This is a genomic window from Streptomyces sp. NPDC024687 (assembly GCF_055559055.1).
The window spans coordinates 336,589-349,905 of record NZ_JBVHLJ010000006.1 but is presented as its reverse complement, the minus strand read 5'-3'; the positions used below and the strand labels follow the sequence as shown (position 1 = coordinate 349,905).

At 71.9% G+C, this 13,317-nt stretch carries 12 protein-coding genes; 8 read left to right on the top strand and 4 right to left on the bottom strand.

Features of this window, described 5'->3' with window-relative positions:
* The first annotated feature begins 12 nt into the window (after positions 1–12).
* Positions 13–1,776 (top strand): hypothetical protein, encoded by a 1,764-nt coding sequence (locus tag ACZ39I_RS25140; RefSeq protein WP_467246627.1) that lies wholly within the window; start codon positions 13–15, stop codon positions 1,774–1,776.
* 36 nt (positions 1,777–1,812) lie between these two features.
* Here ACZ39I_RS25140 and ACZ39I_RS25135 read toward each other — a convergent pair whose 3' ends face one another.
* A complete protein-coding gene (locus tag ACZ39I_RS25135) occupies positions 1,813–3,162 on the bottom strand; it encodes an ABC transporter substrate-binding protein (RefSeq protein WP_467246625.1) in 1,350 nt (449 codons plus the stop codon).
* 118 nt (positions 3,163–3,280) lie between these two features.
* Between ACZ39I_RS25135 and ACZ39I_RS25130 the strand changes: the two genes are divergently transcribed.
* Positions 3,281–3,781 carry an SCO4402 family protein gene (locus ACZ39I_RS25130; RefSeq protein ID WP_352388666.1) on the top strand — a complete coding sequence of 167 codons (501 nt, stop codon included), beginning with the start codon at positions 3,281–3,283 and terminating at the stop codon, positions 3,779–3,781.
* A gap of 46 nt (positions 3,782–3,827) precedes the next feature.
* The gene (gene purU / locus ACZ39I_RS25125) at positions 3,828–4,697 is read left to right on the top strand and encodes a formyltetrahydrofolate deformylase (RefSeq protein WP_467246623.1); all 870 of its coding nucleotides are present in this window, start codon (positions 3,828–3,830) and stop codon (positions 4,695–4,697) included.
* Between the two features lie 197 nt (positions 4,698–4,894).
* On the opposite strand, the gene ACZ39I_RS25120 is transcribed toward purU, so the two are convergent.
* Both ACZ39I_RS25120 and ACZ39I_RS25115 read right to left on the bottom strand, forming a co-directional pair.
* Complete coding sequence (locus ACZ39I_RS25120; RefSeq protein WP_467246621.1) at positions 4,895–6,193, bottom strand: maleylpyruvate isomerase N-terminal domain-containing protein; 1,299 nt, start codon at positions 6,191–6,193, stop codon at positions 4,895–4,897.
* 392 nt (positions 6,194–6,585) lie between these two features.
* Positions 6,586–7,167, bottom strand: coding sequence for a sigma-70 family RNA polymerase sigma factor (locus ACZ39I_RS25115; RefSeq protein WP_393603164.1), 582 nt, complete (start codon positions 7,165–7,167; stop codon positions 6,586–6,588).
* 323 nt (positions 7,168–7,490) lie between these two features.
* On the opposite strand from ACZ39I_RS25115, the gene ACZ39I_RS25110 reads away from it, so the two are divergent.
* Both ACZ39I_RS25110 and ACZ39I_RS25105 read left to right on the top strand, forming a co-directional pair.
* Positions 7,491–7,871: an STAS domain-containing protein gene (locus ACZ39I_RS25110; protein ID WP_393603467.1), complete on the top strand. Its 381-nt coding sequence runs from the start codon at positions 7,491–7,493 to the stop codon at positions 7,869–7,871.
* A gap of 192 nt (positions 7,872–8,063) precedes the next feature.
* Positions 8,064–8,576 carry an EF-hand domain-containing protein gene (locus ACZ39I_RS25105; protein WP_352388658.1) on the top strand — a complete coding sequence of 171 codons (513 nt, stop codon included), beginning with the start codon at positions 8,064–8,066 and terminating at the stop codon, positions 8,574–8,576.
* Here the strand turns inward: ACZ39I_RS25105 and ACZ39I_RS25100 are convergent.
* A complete protein-coding gene (locus ACZ39I_RS25100; RefSeq protein ID WP_467246619.1) occupies positions 8,555–10,063 on the bottom strand; it encodes a class I adenylate-forming enzyme family protein in 1,509 nt (502 codons plus the stop codon). The two genes, ACZ39I_RS25105 and ACZ39I_RS25100, sit on opposite strands and share 22 nt — an antisense overlap.
* 148 nt (positions 10,064–10,211) lie before the next feature.
* On the opposite strand from ACZ39I_RS25100, the gene ACZ39I_RS25095 reads away from it, so the two are divergent.
* The 3 genes from ACZ39I_RS25095 to ACZ39I_RS25085 all read left to right on the top strand — a co-directional run bounded on the left by ACZ39I_RS25095 (position 10,212) and on the right by ACZ39I_RS25085 (position 13,288).
* Entirely contained in the window at positions 10,212–11,348 is a 1,137-nt protein-coding gene (locus ACZ39I_RS25095) for an acyl-CoA dehydrogenase family protein (protein WP_467246617.1), read from the top strand.
* A gap of 96 nt (positions 11,349–11,444) precedes the next feature.
* Complete coding sequence (locus tag ACZ39I_RS25090; RefSeq protein ID WP_467246616.1) at positions 11,445–12,317, top strand: acyl-CoA dehydrogenase family protein; 873 nt, start codon at positions 11,445–11,447, stop codon at positions 12,315–12,317.
* Between the two features lie 509 nt (positions 12,318–12,826).
* The gene (locus ACZ39I_RS25085; RefSeq protein ID WP_467246947.1) at positions 12,827–13,288 is read left to right on the top strand and encodes an ATP-binding protein; all 462 of its coding nucleotides are present in this window, start codon (positions 12,827–12,829) and stop codon (positions 13,286–13,288) included.
* The last annotated feature ends 29 nt before the right edge of the window (positions 13,289–13,317 follow it).

Genomic DNA, 13,317 nt, shown 5'->3' with positions numbered 1-13,317 from the left:
GTAGGAGTCCCGGTGACGCAGAGTGGACAGGGCGAGCAGCCCTCGGCGCGCGAAGCGCGCGAAGGCATCGTGCTGCCCTCCGACGGCGGGGAACCCCTGCTGCCGGGACAGACGGGTGGACACGGCGGTCCGCAGCCCGGCTACGGGCCGCCTCCGCAGCAGGGCGACCCCCAGCAGCAGGGCGGCTACGGAAGCCCTCCGCAGGCGGCCGGACAAGGCCCGGCCGCCGACGCCGGCTACGCCCAGCCGCCCGGCGGCCAGGCATGGGGCAACCCGTGGGGGCCCGGCCGGCAGCAGGACCAGGCGCAGCAGCCGGACCAGGCCTACCAGCCGCAGGCCCAGGACTGGTCGCAGCCGCCCGCCCAGACCTGGGGGACACCCCAGCAGCAGCCCGGCGGCATACCGCCCCAGGCCCAGCCGCAGTCTCAGGCCCAGCCGCAGTCCCAGCCGCTGCCCCCGCAGCAGGGCCAGGTCGCGCCCTACGAGGTCCCCGGCACCGGCGCACCGCAGCAGCAGCAGGCCACGCCGGGCTACAACACCGACGAGCCGACGTCCTACTACCTGCCGCCGGTGGGGCAGCCTCTCCCGTCAGCGGCATCGGGCACACCCGCCTCCGCGCCCCTGCCGCCCGCCGACGAAGGCGCCACCCAGTTCATCCCGCCGGTCCCGTCGGCCCCCGCCTCCCCCGAGGGAGCCACGCAGTACCTCCCGCCCGTGCGCCCCGGCGCGCTGCCGCCCGAGGTGTCCGCCGAGGCGGCGCGGTACCCCGACCAGTACTCGCAGGCCCCGTACGGCGCGCCCACCGGCCCCGACGCCGAGGCCACGCAGTTCATCGCGCCCGTACCCGGACAGGCCCCCGGCGCGTCCTACGGCGGGGACCGGCAGCCGCCCTCCGACTTCGACAACCTCTTCCGCGGCGGGCCGACCGGTGACGGCGGGGCCGACTCCACGCAGCAGATGCCCCGCTTCGGCCGGCCCGAGTCCGTACCGCCCGCGTACGGGGCCCAGCAGCCGTCGTACGGGGCCCAGCAGCCAACTTACGGGGCCCAGCAGCCAACTTACGGGGCCCAACAGCCCGCGTACGGCGCCCAGCCGCCGTACGGGCCGCCGGGCGGTGACCTCTACGACGACGGTGACCGAGGCGGCCGCAGGCGCTCGCGGGTGCCGGTCATCGCCGCCGTGGGCATCGGGATCGTCGTCCTCGGCATCGGTGCGGGCGCGCTGCTCGCCGGAGGCGGGGGCGGTGACGGCGGTGACAAGAACCAGACCGTGTCGGCTTCGGCCCCCGCGACCGACGGGTCCTCCGCGCCGGCCGCCGACCCGGCGAAGGCGCAGGCCGTCGAGCTGGACAAACTGCTCGCCGACAGCGGCAACAGCCGTTCCTCGGTGATCAGCGCGGTGGCGAACGTGAAGTCCTGCAAGAACCTCGGCCAGGCGGCCACGGACCTGCGGAACGCCGCGTCCCAGCGCACCGGCCTGGTGACCCGGCTCAAGACGCTCGAGGTCGACCAGCTGCCGAACCACGCCGAGCTGACCGACGCCCTCACCAAGGCCTGGCAGGCGTCCGCGTCCGCCGACAGCCACTACGCCGCCTGGGCCGACCAGGCCGGCGGGAAGAAGGGCTGCAAGAAGGGCCAGGCCCGCACCACGGGCCAGACGCAGGCCGGCAACCGGGACAGCGGGACCGCCAGCACCGCGAAGGCCGAGGCGGCCCGGCTGTGGAACGCGATCGCCAAGAAGTACAGCCTGACCGAGCGCACGTCCACCCAGCTGTGAGCGGTCCGCGGGGGGCGCGTCGGCGCCCCCCGCGGGTCAGTCGACGTCCGCGTTCCGCAGGGTCCTCGTCACGTCGGTGAAGCCCTCGCGCGCCGACATGAGCTGGCCCTGGCGGACCACCTGGAACGTCACGTGGGCGTTCACCAGGCGGGGGAAGCCGACCGAGGCGAGGTCGTCGGTGGAGCTCCAGGTGTCCCGGGTGGGCCACCGCAGGGTCGGCGTCAGACCGCCGGTGGAGATCTTGAGGCCGTCGTTGAGGGCGCCGCGCACACTGTCGGCGGACACCTCGCCGCCGCCCAGTGACTCGACGGCCTTCTCGAACACCGTGTAGGCGATCCAGGTGGTCTGCACCCCCGCGTCCGCCGAGTCGATGCGGTTGTCGCCGAAGGCCTCCGCGCTGATGACCTTCTTCATCGCGTCCCAGCGGGCATCGCTCTCCACCGGGTACCAGCCGGTGATGTACGACCCCTCGTAGGGCCCGGACGCCCCGCCGGACGCGTCGATCACCGTCTGGTCGACGCTGCCCATCGCCATGGCGGTGCGCACGGTCGGATAGTCCTCGCGGGCGCGCCGGAAGGAGTCCATGAAGGTACTGGTGCGGTCGCCGAGCGCGGGCACCACACACCCCTGCTTCGCACCACGGGCCCGACCATCGACGGCCGCGCCGTCGAGCGCCTTCGTCGACTGCGTCGAGTACTCGGTGGCGTCGTCCGCCGCCCGCACGTCGCTCGCGACCCGGTGACCGCCGGTGGTCAGCCCGGAGTCCAGCAGGATGGGCAGCTCGTCGCCCGCGATGGTGTCGGGGCGTACGAGGGTGACGTTGCCGCAGGCCGCGGCGAGCTCCTTGCCGAGACCGGCCAGGAGGGTGGGCTGGCCGCCGTTGACGGGGTAGGACAGCGGGCTGGTGAACTCGTCGTTGGTGACGCCGTAGCCGCCGATGTAGGGGATGCCCGCGCCCTCGAGCGGCGGGAAGAAGGAGTCGCCGTACTGGCTGTAGGAGCCGACGACCGCGACGACGTTCTCCTTGACCGCGCGCCGGGCGCAGGTCGCCGCGGACACGGCGTCGTTGTGCTCGTTGCAGGTCAGGACGGTGAGCCGACGGCCGTTGATGCCGCCCTTGGAGTTGATCCAGCGGGCGTAGGCCCGGGCGAAGGCGGGCATGCCGGGCTTGTTGGTCGCCTCGGTGTCCGACGGGGCCCAGGTCATCACCTTGATCGAGTCGTCTCCGGAACCCGCCGTGGTGCCGGGGACGACCCCGCAGCCGGCGGTGAGGGCAGCACACGCCACCAGTGCTCCCGCCGCGAGGGCGGTGGCTCTGACGGGCCGGTGGTGCCGGTGGAGGAAAGTGCTGCGGAAGGTGCTGCGGATGCGTCGCCTGCCGGTCATGGGCACACACGCTTTCGCCACATCGCCAACTCGGATGTGACGCTCGGTCGACGAAAGGTGACGTAAGGGTGAACAGCGAGGGCCTGTGCGGCACGTATGGGGGAAGAACGTACGATCGGTGACCGTGCAAGGTTCGGAGAACTCTTCCCGTCGCGGCCGTCGCTCCTCCACCATGGGCGGCATGCCACAGAACGACATGCCGTGGTGGCGCTGGCGCAGCAATGTGCGCTCCGCGCTGCACATGCTCTCCGACCCCGCCTTCCAGCAGAACGTCTGGCTGGCCGGCGTCGAGGGGTACGGGGACGTCACCGACGCCGTGTACCGCCTCGTCGAGGACACCTGGCTGGACAACTGGTCCGCCGAGAAGTACGTCGGCACGATCTTCCGGGACTCCCAGGAGGCGGCCCTCGTCGACACCGCCGTGCTGCGGGTGCTGCGGATCATGCACCAGGTCGGCCCGGACGCCCCCGTCTCCGTGTACATGGAGAACCCGGGGTGGCCGGACGCGGTGCGGGCGGCGCGGGACGCGCACGTGCGGATGGCGAGCGCGGACGGGGAGGATCCCGACGTGCCGCCGCGCACGCTCCAGGTGCTGCAGATCATGACCCGGTCCGCGTGACGGACGCGGTGTCTGCCGCGCGTGCGGATATGCGACCCTGTCCTGCATGAACGAGCAGTCCACCCCCGCCGACCAGTACGTCCTGACCCTGTCCTGCCCCGACAAGCCGGGCATCGTGCACGCCGTGTCGAGCTACCTCTTCATGACCGGCTGCAACATCGAGGACAGCCAGCAGTTCGGCGACAGCGACACGGGTCTGTTCTTCATGCGCGTCCACTTCGCGGCGGAGGCGCCGGTCACGGTGGACAAGTTGCGGGCGTCCTTCGCGGCGATCGGTGACTCCTTCGGCATGGACTGGCAGATCAACCGGGTCGAGGACCGGATGCGGGTCGTGCTGATGGTCAGCAAGTTCGGGCACTGCCTGAACGACCTGCTGTTCCGTGCGCGCATAGGAGCCCTCCCGGTGGACATCGCCGCCGTGGTCTCCAACCACACCGACTTCGCCGAGCTCGTGGGGTCGTACAACATTCCCTTCCACCACATTCCGGTGACGCGGGAGAACAAGGCCGAGGCGGAGGCGCGGCTGCTTGAGCTGGTGCGCGAGCAGGACGTCGAACTCGTCGTGCTCGCCCGGTACATGCAGGTCCTCTCCGACGACCTGTGCAAGCAGCTCAGCGGCCGGATCATCAACATTCACCACTCGTTCCTGCCGAGCTTCAAGGGCGCGAAGCCCTATCACCAGGCTCATACGCGGGGGGTCAAGCTGATCGGGGCGACGGCGCACTATGTGACCGCGGACCTCGACGAGGGGCCGATCATCGAGCAGGAGGTCGAGCGGGTGGGGCACGGCGTCACTCCGGACCAGCTTGTCGCGATCGGGCGGGACGTGGAGTGCCAGGCGCTGGCGCGGGCGGTCAAGTGGCATGCGGAGCGCAGGATTTTGTTGAACGGTCGGCGGACGGTCGTTTTCGCCTAGGAGCTCGAGGGCTTCTGGTCGCGGGGCGGCTGCGGGCCGGTGGGGGCCGTTCGCGCAGTTCCCCGCGCCCCTGAAGGTGCGTCCAGCTGACTTCTTTTAGGGGCGCGGGGCTGTGTCTATTTGCGGCTCCGCCGCGCGGGCGCGACCAGCCCCCACTCGCCCGCAGCCGCCGACGAACCCCCCCGCCACGCCACCCCCTACATCCGGCTCAGGCTCGCCGCGGCGAACAGCACATCCCTGATCGCCTCACGGTCACCCACCTGCCCCGCCGCAGCCTCCGCAGGAGACACGTGGCCCGCCGCTAGCCGGCAGAACTCCACGCCGTCCAGCGCCACGTGCGCCACCTCGTGCTCCGCCGAAGCCACCGCCGCGGGGGAGTCGAGCGGGATCAGCCATTCGCCGCCGCCCAGCCCCTCGATCTCCAGACGCAGGGTGCGGCCGGGGCCTCCGGCGCTCACGAGATGCCGTCCAGGGGTCGGTGACGTCAGCCCCTTCTGCCGCCGTTGTGCCAGGACCGCGGGCAGCATCCGCGCGGCCAGGTCGATCATGCGGTTGAGATGCCGGGGGGACGGGGGGTCGTAGGGATAGTCGACCGCCTCCGCGATGTCCTCGGCGTGGACCCAGCACTCGAAGGCGCGGTCCAGCATCGCGTCGTGGAGGGGGAGCGCGAAGTCGCCGTAGGGCACCTCGAGTCTGCCGGAGGTGCCGCCGGTGAAGGACACCGTGCGGACGAGGTCGTGGCTCTGCTCGCGCCAGGGGGTCCGGACGGTGCGGGTCGGCGGGAAGTGCGACGCGCGCCAGAACGCCTCGGTGCGGCTCGACGGCGTGGGCGTGTCCGCGGGGGTCTCGCCCAGCGGGTCGTCCAGGCCGAGGGCGACCGCGACGAGGCCGTCGACCGACAGCAGATGGGCTATGACCCCGGCGACCGTCGTACGGCGGCTCGTGGCCTCGTCGGCGTCGAACCAGCGGAGCCTGACCGGGGAGTGCCACTCGGCGTCGCCGAAGTCCTGCAGCAGGGCGTCCAGGCGGGCGGTCTCGGCGTCGTACGGCATGGCCCACTCGGGGATCGGGATGCGGGGCGGGCGCCGGTCGAGGCAGCCGTTGAGGACGCGGGTGCGCAGGCCGGGGTCCAGGTCGAGGCTCTCCGGCCGCTGCAACAGGCCCACCGCGCCGCGCAGCCGCAACGCCTCGTCGGCGCAGGAGCCGCAGACGCCGAGGTGGTCCTCCACGGCGGCCGTCTCCTCCACGGAACACGCGGCCAGCGCCCACGCCCCGAGCAGTGACTTCAGCACATGGTGCTCCAGGACGAGGGGAGCGGGCGGAACCGGCTCCTCCAGCGCGGGCAGCGGCCGGCCGGTGTCCTCGACGGAGGCGCGGGGCAGCGGTATGCGGGGCGGCCGGCCCGGTTCGCCACCGCCGCCAAGGCCGCCTCCGGCGTCACCCGGTCCCCCGGCACCGGCTGTGCCGTCCGTGCCGGCGTGGGGCGGCCCGCTCACGCCATCCGTCCCCTCTGCGCCGGGGTCGCTCGGCGGGCCGGCGTCGTCGTCCGAGTCGCTGAAGCCGTGACCGTGCCCGAGAGCAACCGTGCTCTCAGTACCCCCGACCCCGCTGCCGGCTGTGCCGTCGGGGCCTGGGAGAGGCGCTCCACTTGTGCCGCCCGTTTCCCGAGCGTCCCCGGAACCCCGGGTGCCCTCGGCCCCTACGGCGTCGGCGCCTTCCCGAGCGTCCCCAGGACCCCGGGTTTCCCCGGTCCCTACCATGCCCGCGCCTTCGCGAGCGTCCCCGGCGTCGCCAACCCGTCCCGTGCCCCCGACACCCCCCGCACCCTCGGAAACCACCCCCCGCCCCCCGTACCCGTCCCGATCGTCCCGTGTCTCGAAGTCGTCGCTCATGCCGCGCCCCCGTATCCCGGCGGAGCCCCGGGTGCTCCGGTGTCGTGGGCCGTGGAGAGGAGTTGGAGGCCCAGGCGGAGGCGGCGGCGGGCCTCGTCCTCGGTGATGCTGAGGTCGGCGGCGGCCTGGCGGTAGTCGCGGCGCTGGAAGTAGGCCAGCTCCAGGGCGGCCCGCAGCGGGGTGGGCATGGACTGGACGATGTAGTCGGCGCGCGCGGCGACCGAGGCGTGGCGCACCCTGCGCTCCAGTTCCTCGGCGGAGCCCTCGCCGGCCCGGGTGAGCGCGGCGGTCTCGGTGGCGCGCAGCCGCTGCACGGCCAGGCGGTGGGTCAGACCCGCGACCCAGGAGCGCAGCGGGCCCTGTTTAGGGTCGTAGGTCTCGGGGTGCTCCCACACGTGGGCGAAGACGTCCCGGGTGATGCGGTCGGCCGCGCGCTCGTCTCCGAGCACGCGGTGGGCGAGGCCGTGCACGAGTGAAGCGAAACGGTCGTAGAGCTCGCCGAGGGCGGCCGCCTCACCGCGTGCGAGCCGCTGCTGCATCTTGCGGTCCCAGCGGGGTGGTGCGTCCTTTTTCGCCATGCGGCCCCCTCACCCCTGGAAGTGTCCGGGTCAAGCCTGCGCCGACCATCTCCTCGAATGTAGTCGGCACCTCCGGCAGCGCACGCCCCTTTGTTCCAATGCGCGCCCCCCGAAGGGCTTCAGGTGGTAGTGGACCTTCCCCTGCCTCTTCACCCCTTCACCCATTGACCGGACCCGATCGAACAGGAACGAAGACGACCGGAACAAGCCTCTTTCACCCGCTTTCCGTTTCTGGGTCTGTGTTTCAGGGAACCGCCGCTGGGCAGCCACGCTGCACGGAAGCGTAAGAAAAGCTTCCGTTTGCTTTCCGGCGAATGAAGGGCATGGTGGTGGCGTTCAATGTGACCAGCGACGAGCAGGGCGAGTGGACCGTGCTCAGTGTGTCGGGCGAGCTGGACCTGGTGACCTCACCGGTGCTCCGCCAGCACGTCCACGACGTGGTGGCCGAGGGGCGCCACAGTCTCGTCCTCGACCTCTCCGAGGTCTACTTCTGCGATTCCAGCGGCGTCGGCGTCCTCATCGCCTCCCGCCGCCTGATCCATTCCTGCCGAGGCCATCTGCGTCTGATCCTCCCGGCCCAGGGCGCGGCCGACGGCTCCCACGTCAACCGCGTCCTCGGCGCGCTGGGCGTCCGCCGCCTGTTCGAGGTGCACCCGGACGTGGACTCGGCGACCGACGAGGAGGCGGAACCACTGTCCGCCTGAGCCGTACGCCCGTACACCCGTAAGGCCCTTCTGTACGCACGGCTGTGACCTGGGGCACCCCGACTGCCACACCCTTGTCCCGAAATTCTCCCGGTGTCGGCACAAGCGCCGCCTTCCGGCCCCCGGGGTGCCGCTCGCGTCGTACGCTCCGTGCGAGATACACCCGATGTGATGTGAGGCGGCGCGAAGACAATGGTCAGCAGCGAGTACGAGCGCAGGATCGCCGACCGGTTCGCCACCTTCGACCAGGACGGCAACGGCTACATCGACCGCGAGGACTTCAACGTGGCGGCCAAGGCGCTGCTCACGGAGTTCGGTACGGCCGCGCGCTCCGACAAGGGACAGGCGCTGTACGTCGGCGCGGAGGCGTTCTGGCAGGGCATGGCCGGGATCGCCGACCGGGACGGCGACCAGCGGATCACCCGCGACGAGTTCGTGAACGGCGCCCTCAAGCGGCTGCGCGACAACCCGGACCGGTTCGCCGAGATCGCGCGGCCCTTCCTGCACGCGGCGATCGCCGTCGCCGACCAGGACGGCGACGGACGCGCCACCGTCGAGGACACCGCGCGCGTGCTGAGGATTCTCGGTGCGAGCGAGGACCTCGCCCGGGCCGCCGCGGCCACCCTGGACACCGACGGCGACGGCAAGGTCGGCGAGGCCGAGATCGTGCCCGCCTTCGCCCGCTACTTCACCGTCCCCGAATAGCGCTCGCGCAGCTTGTACTTGAGCACCTTGCGCAGGGTCTCGTTGCGCGGAAGGGCGTCCACCACCTCCAGCTGCTCCGGCAGCTTGTGCGTCGACAGTCCTTCCGCGCGCAGATAGTCCGTCACGGCGTCCAGGGTCAGCTGCTCGGCGCCTTCGGGCTGTTCCACCACGGCACACACGCGTTCCCCGCGCTCGGCGTCCGGCAGCCCGACCACCGCCACGTCCCCGACGGCCGGATGCGCGGCCAGCAGGTCCTCGATCTCCCTCGCCGAGATGTTCTCGCCCTTGCGGATGATCACGTCCTTGAGCCGTCCGGTGAGCACCAGATGACCGGTGGCCGTGAGATGTCCGAGATCCCCGGTGCGCAGATAGCCCTCCTCGTCGAAGGCCTCAGCCGTCTGGGACGGGTCGAGATAGCCCTGGCACACCGCCTCCCCCTTCAGCCGCACCTCCCCGTCCACGATCCGCACGGACATCCCCTCCGGCGGCCGCCCCTCGGTCGTCGCCAGGTTCTCCACCGTGTCGTCCGGATCCCCCATGGTGATCATCGGTACCTCGGTCATGCCGTACCCGTGGGTGAGCTGCACGCCCAGCTCCCGTACGACGGCGTGGTAGACCTCCGGCGGCTTGGGCGCGCCGCCGCCGGCGAGCAGCCGGAGCGAGGGGATCACGGGGACACCGGGCCGCTTGCGCTGCTCGGTGAGGAACATCGAGTAGAAGGCCGTGGAGCCGCCCGCCACCGTCACCCCGTGCCTGCGGTAGCCCTCCAGCGCGTCCGGCAGCGCGAACTGCTCGAACATGACCGCCGGGAAGCCGTACAGCAGCAGCATCACGGTGTAGTCGGGGCCCGCGATGTGGGCGTACGGAAAGGCCATCGACCCCACGTCGTCCGCCGTCAGGCGCAGCGCGTGGGCGAGGCAGGAGCCGCCGGCGATGAGTGAACGGTCCGTGTGGAGCACGCCCTTGGGGTCGGAGGTGGTGCCCGAGGTCCAGTAGATCCACCGGACGCTGGTGCCGTCGATCGGCGGGGGCGGGAGCACGGCCGGGTCGCCGTCCGGGAGGTGGTCGTACGCCTCGAAGATGCCCTTCGCGCCGAGCCGCCGGGCCATCTCCGTGTGGTCGAAGCCACGCCAGACGCCCGGGACCGCGAAGAACTCCGCCTTCGACTCCCGCAGGGCGAAGCCGACTTCGCGGTCCCGGTAGAAGGGGATGACCGGCGACTGCACGGCGCCGAGGCGGGCCAGGGCGAAGGAGAGCAGGGCCGTCTCGATACGGGTGGGCAGCTGCCAGGCGACGACCGTGCCGGGGCGTACGCCCATGTCGTACAGGCCGGCCGCCACCCGCTCGCCGCGCGCGTGCAGCTCGCCGAAGGTGAGCGCGCGGTCGTCCTGGAGGAGGACCGGGCGGTCGGGGGTCAGCTCGGCTCGGCGGGCGACCAGCTCCCACAGGGTGCGGGACGCGCTGAGCGCGTGGGCGGTGTCGGTCACGGCGGCCCCCTCGTGGCACTGACCAGAACTGACGCATCGTCAGATCGTGGCAGAGCGTAGGGCGCCACGCCTTGTCGGTCCAGGGGTGCGGGACCTAACCTTCCGGTGCGAGCGGTATCTGACGGGTTATCAGATGTGGAGTGCCGCCATGGATCTCGCGTACACGCCGGAAGAGGAGGAGTTCCGGGCGCGGCTGCGGGAGTGGCTCGCCAAGGCGCTCCCCACGCTGCCGCCGAAACCGTCCCCGCAGGACTGGCCCGGACGCAGGGCGTACGACCTCGGCTGGCAGCGCATGCTCTACGACGCCGGGTACGCGCACGTGCACTGGGACGCGTCGCCCACCACGCGGCTGATCTTCCTGGAGGAGACGGAGACCGCGGGCGCGCCCTATGTCGGCGCCGGATTCGTCGGGCTGCTCCACGCGGGTCCGACGATCGCCGCCGAGGGCACGCCTGAGCAGCGGGAACGCTGGCTGCCGCCGATCCTGCGCGGTGCGGAGGTCTGGTGCCAGGGCTTCAGCGAACCGGACGCCGGCAGCGACCTCGCCTCGCTCCGCACCCGCGCGCGCCGGGACGGCGACGACTATGTGGTGAGCGGGTCCAAGATCTGGACCTCGCACGCCGAAGTCGCCGACTGGTGTGAGCTGTTGGTGCGCACGGACCCGGCGGCCCCGAAGCACCGGGGCATCACCTGGCTGGCGATGCCCATGTCCGCGCCCGGGGTCGTGGTGCGTCCCCTGCGCACCCTCGCCGGGTCCGCCGAGTTCGCCGAGGTATTCCTCGACGAGGTGCGGGTGCCGGTGGCCAACCGGGTCGGCGAGGAGAACGACGGCTGGCGCGTGACCATGGTGACGCTGTCCTTCGAGCGCGGCACGGCCTTCGTGGGCGAGGTCGTCGCCTGCCGGCGGGTGCTGCGTTCACTGGCCGCGGAGGCTCGGGGCAACGGGCGTTGGGACGACCTGTCCCTGCGACGGAGGTTGGGGCGGCTCAACGCGGAGTTCCGTGCGTTGTGGCGGCTCACGCAGTGGAACGTGAGCGAGGCGGAGGCGAGTGGGGGCGGGGTGCCGGGGGTCGGGGGTTCGGTGTTCAAGCTGCGGTACTCGCACGCGCGGCAGGAGCTGTACGACGCGGCGGCGGACGTCCTGGGTGTGGAGTCGCTGGATCTCGAACGGCCTTGGGTGCTGGAGCGGTTGTCGTCGTTGTCGTACACGATCGCCGCGGGGACCTCGCAGATCCAGCGGAACATCGTGGCCGAGCGGGTTCTCGGGCTGCCGAAGGGGCGGTAGCGGTTGAGCGCCGGGTGCGGATCCGTTGTGGTTGGTCGCGCAGTTCCCCGCGCCCCTAGGGTGCTGCCGTGGCCTGTGTGGAGAAGAGGGCGTGGCATGCGGTTTCAACTTACCGATGACCAAGTGGCTTTGCGGGCCGGTGTGCGGGAGTTGCTCACTCGGCGCTTTGATGGGGAGGTGCTGCGCGCTGCCCTGGACGCCCCAGGACTGGACCGGGCGCTGTGGCGGGAGCTGGGTGCCGCCGGGTTCTTCGCGCTGCGGGTGCCGGAGGCAGAGGGCGGAGTGGGACTGGGGCTGCCGGAGGCCGTGTTGGCCTTCGAGGAGGCCGGGCGGGCCCTGTTGCCGGGGCCGCTGGTGGCCACCCACCTCGCGGCCGGTGTCGTGGACGGGGCCGCCGAGGGGGCGGTCGTCGTGGCCGACGTCGACCCGGGTGGGCTCGTGGAGTGGCTGGAGGAGGCTGACGTGGTGCGGGGGGAGGCCGCGGGAGCCGTACCCCTGAAGTCGGTGGATCCGCTCACGCCGCTGCACCGGGTGCCCGGCGCACGCGCGCGTGCCGCCGATCCCGTCGCCGTGCTCCTCACCGCTGCCGAGCAGCTGGGCACGGCCACGCGCGTGGGTGAGCTGGCCGTCCAACACGCGCGGACGCGGGAGCAGTTCGGGCAGCCGATCGGGGCCTTCCAGGCGGTCAAGCATCTGTGCGCGCGGATGCTGGTGCGGACCGAGACGGCCCGGGCCGCGGTGTACGCGGCCGCCGTGACCGCAAACCCGGTGGACATCGCCGCGGCCCGGCTGCTGGCCGACGAGGCGGCCGAACGGGGCGCCCGGGACTGTCTCCAGGTGCACGGCGGGATGGGCTTCACCTGGGAGTGCGAGGTGCAGCTGCATCTGAAGCGGGCCTGGGTGCGGGCCCGGCGGGGCGGCGGCGGTGCGGAGAGTGAGGAGTTGCTCGCCGTCGATCTGTTGGCCTGAGGCGCCCGCGACCGGCCCGCTCTCCGGGGCGCCCCGAGCGGATGTCGCGGATTGTGGCATACCGGAATCACGGAGCGTTGATATCGGGTTGTGTCCTATGTGTAACTCGTCACGTCCTGGAGTCGGCGGCCTGCTCCGGTACCTTGTGTGAGATGCGAGTGGTTCCGAGTACGAGCCATGCCGGTGTTGCCGATGGGGCGGCCCCGGACCCGGCGATGCGCACCGCTGCTCGCAGGGCGGGAAGGCCTGTGTCCACCGCCTGTTCGACTCCCCGCGGCGAGCGTCGCACAGTATCCCGCAGGGGTACTCCTTCGCGCTGGAATATGCCCGAAGCGCTTGTTGGCGTGACTGTACGTCAACCATGCTGTCTCGTAAGGGATTCACGTTCTGTGACCCCGGCTTTGGTCATTGTTCTGGTCATGCAAAAAATGGCTACGATCGTGGCCCTCGTGAGGCGCGAGGCCATGTGCCCGCCGGTTCGGATGGTGTGAGCGGTGCAGGTGCTTCAAGTGCAGCTGGAGATCCGGCCCGACCCCTCGGAAGTGGGGCGAGCCCGGAGATGGGCCCGCTCGCGGCTGGCCGGATCCGGGATAGGGGGCGACGAACCGCTCGCGGAGACGCTGATCCTGCTCGTGTCGGAACTGGTCACCAACGCCGTGGTGCACACCGGCCGTCCGGCCGTCCTGCGGCTGTCCCTGCCGGGCGCCGAGGGGGAGTCGGCCACCGTCCGCCTGGAGGTCGCCGACCGCAGCGGCCGGGCCCCCGTGCCGCGCTGCGTGGACGGTGACGCGACCGGTGGCCGCGGCCTGGCCCTCGTCGACGGCCTCGCGGACCGCTGGGGCTGGAGCGCCGAAGGCGCCGGCAAGAGCATCTGGTGCGAACTCGACCGCTGCGACCGGCCGCGGCAGCTCACGGAGACCTACGGCATCGATGCCTCGGCCTACGAGGGGCTGGCCTTCGAGGCGGTGTGACCGGCGCACGGTGGCAGGCGCCACCGGGA

What these genes read in the sequence shown, in the direction of transcription:
- ACZ39I_RS25090 (WP_467246616.1), top strand. Translation starts at nt 11,445, where the DNA reads ATGCGGTTTCAACTTACCGATGACCAAGTGGCTTTGCGGGCCGGTGTG.
- ACZ39I_RS25135 (WP_467246625.1), bottom strand. Translation starts at nt 3,162, where the DNA reads ATGACCGGCAGGCGACGCATCCGCAGCACCTTCCGCAGCACTTTCCTC.
- purU (WP_467246623.1), top strand. Translation starts at nt 3,828, where the DNA reads ATGAACGAGCAGTCCACCCCCGCCGACCAGTACGTCCTGACCCTGTCC.
- ACZ39I_RS25105 (WP_352388658.1), top strand. Translation starts at nt 8,064, where the DNA reads ATGGTCAGCAGCGAGTACGAGCGCAGGATCGCCGACCGGTTCGCCACC.
- ACZ39I_RS25110 (WP_393603467.1), top strand. Translation starts at nt 7,491, where the DNA reads ATGGTGGTGGCGTTCAATGTGACCAGCGACGAGCAGGGCGAGTGGACC.
- ACZ39I_RS25095 (WP_467246617.1), top strand. Translation starts at nt 10,212, where the DNA reads ATGGATCTCGCGTACACGCCGGAAGAGGAGGAGTTCCGGGCGCGGCTG.
- ACZ39I_RS25115 (WP_393603164.1), bottom strand. Translation starts at nt 7,167, where the DNA reads ATGGCGAAAAAGGACGCACCACCCCGCTGGGACCGCAAGATGCAGCAG.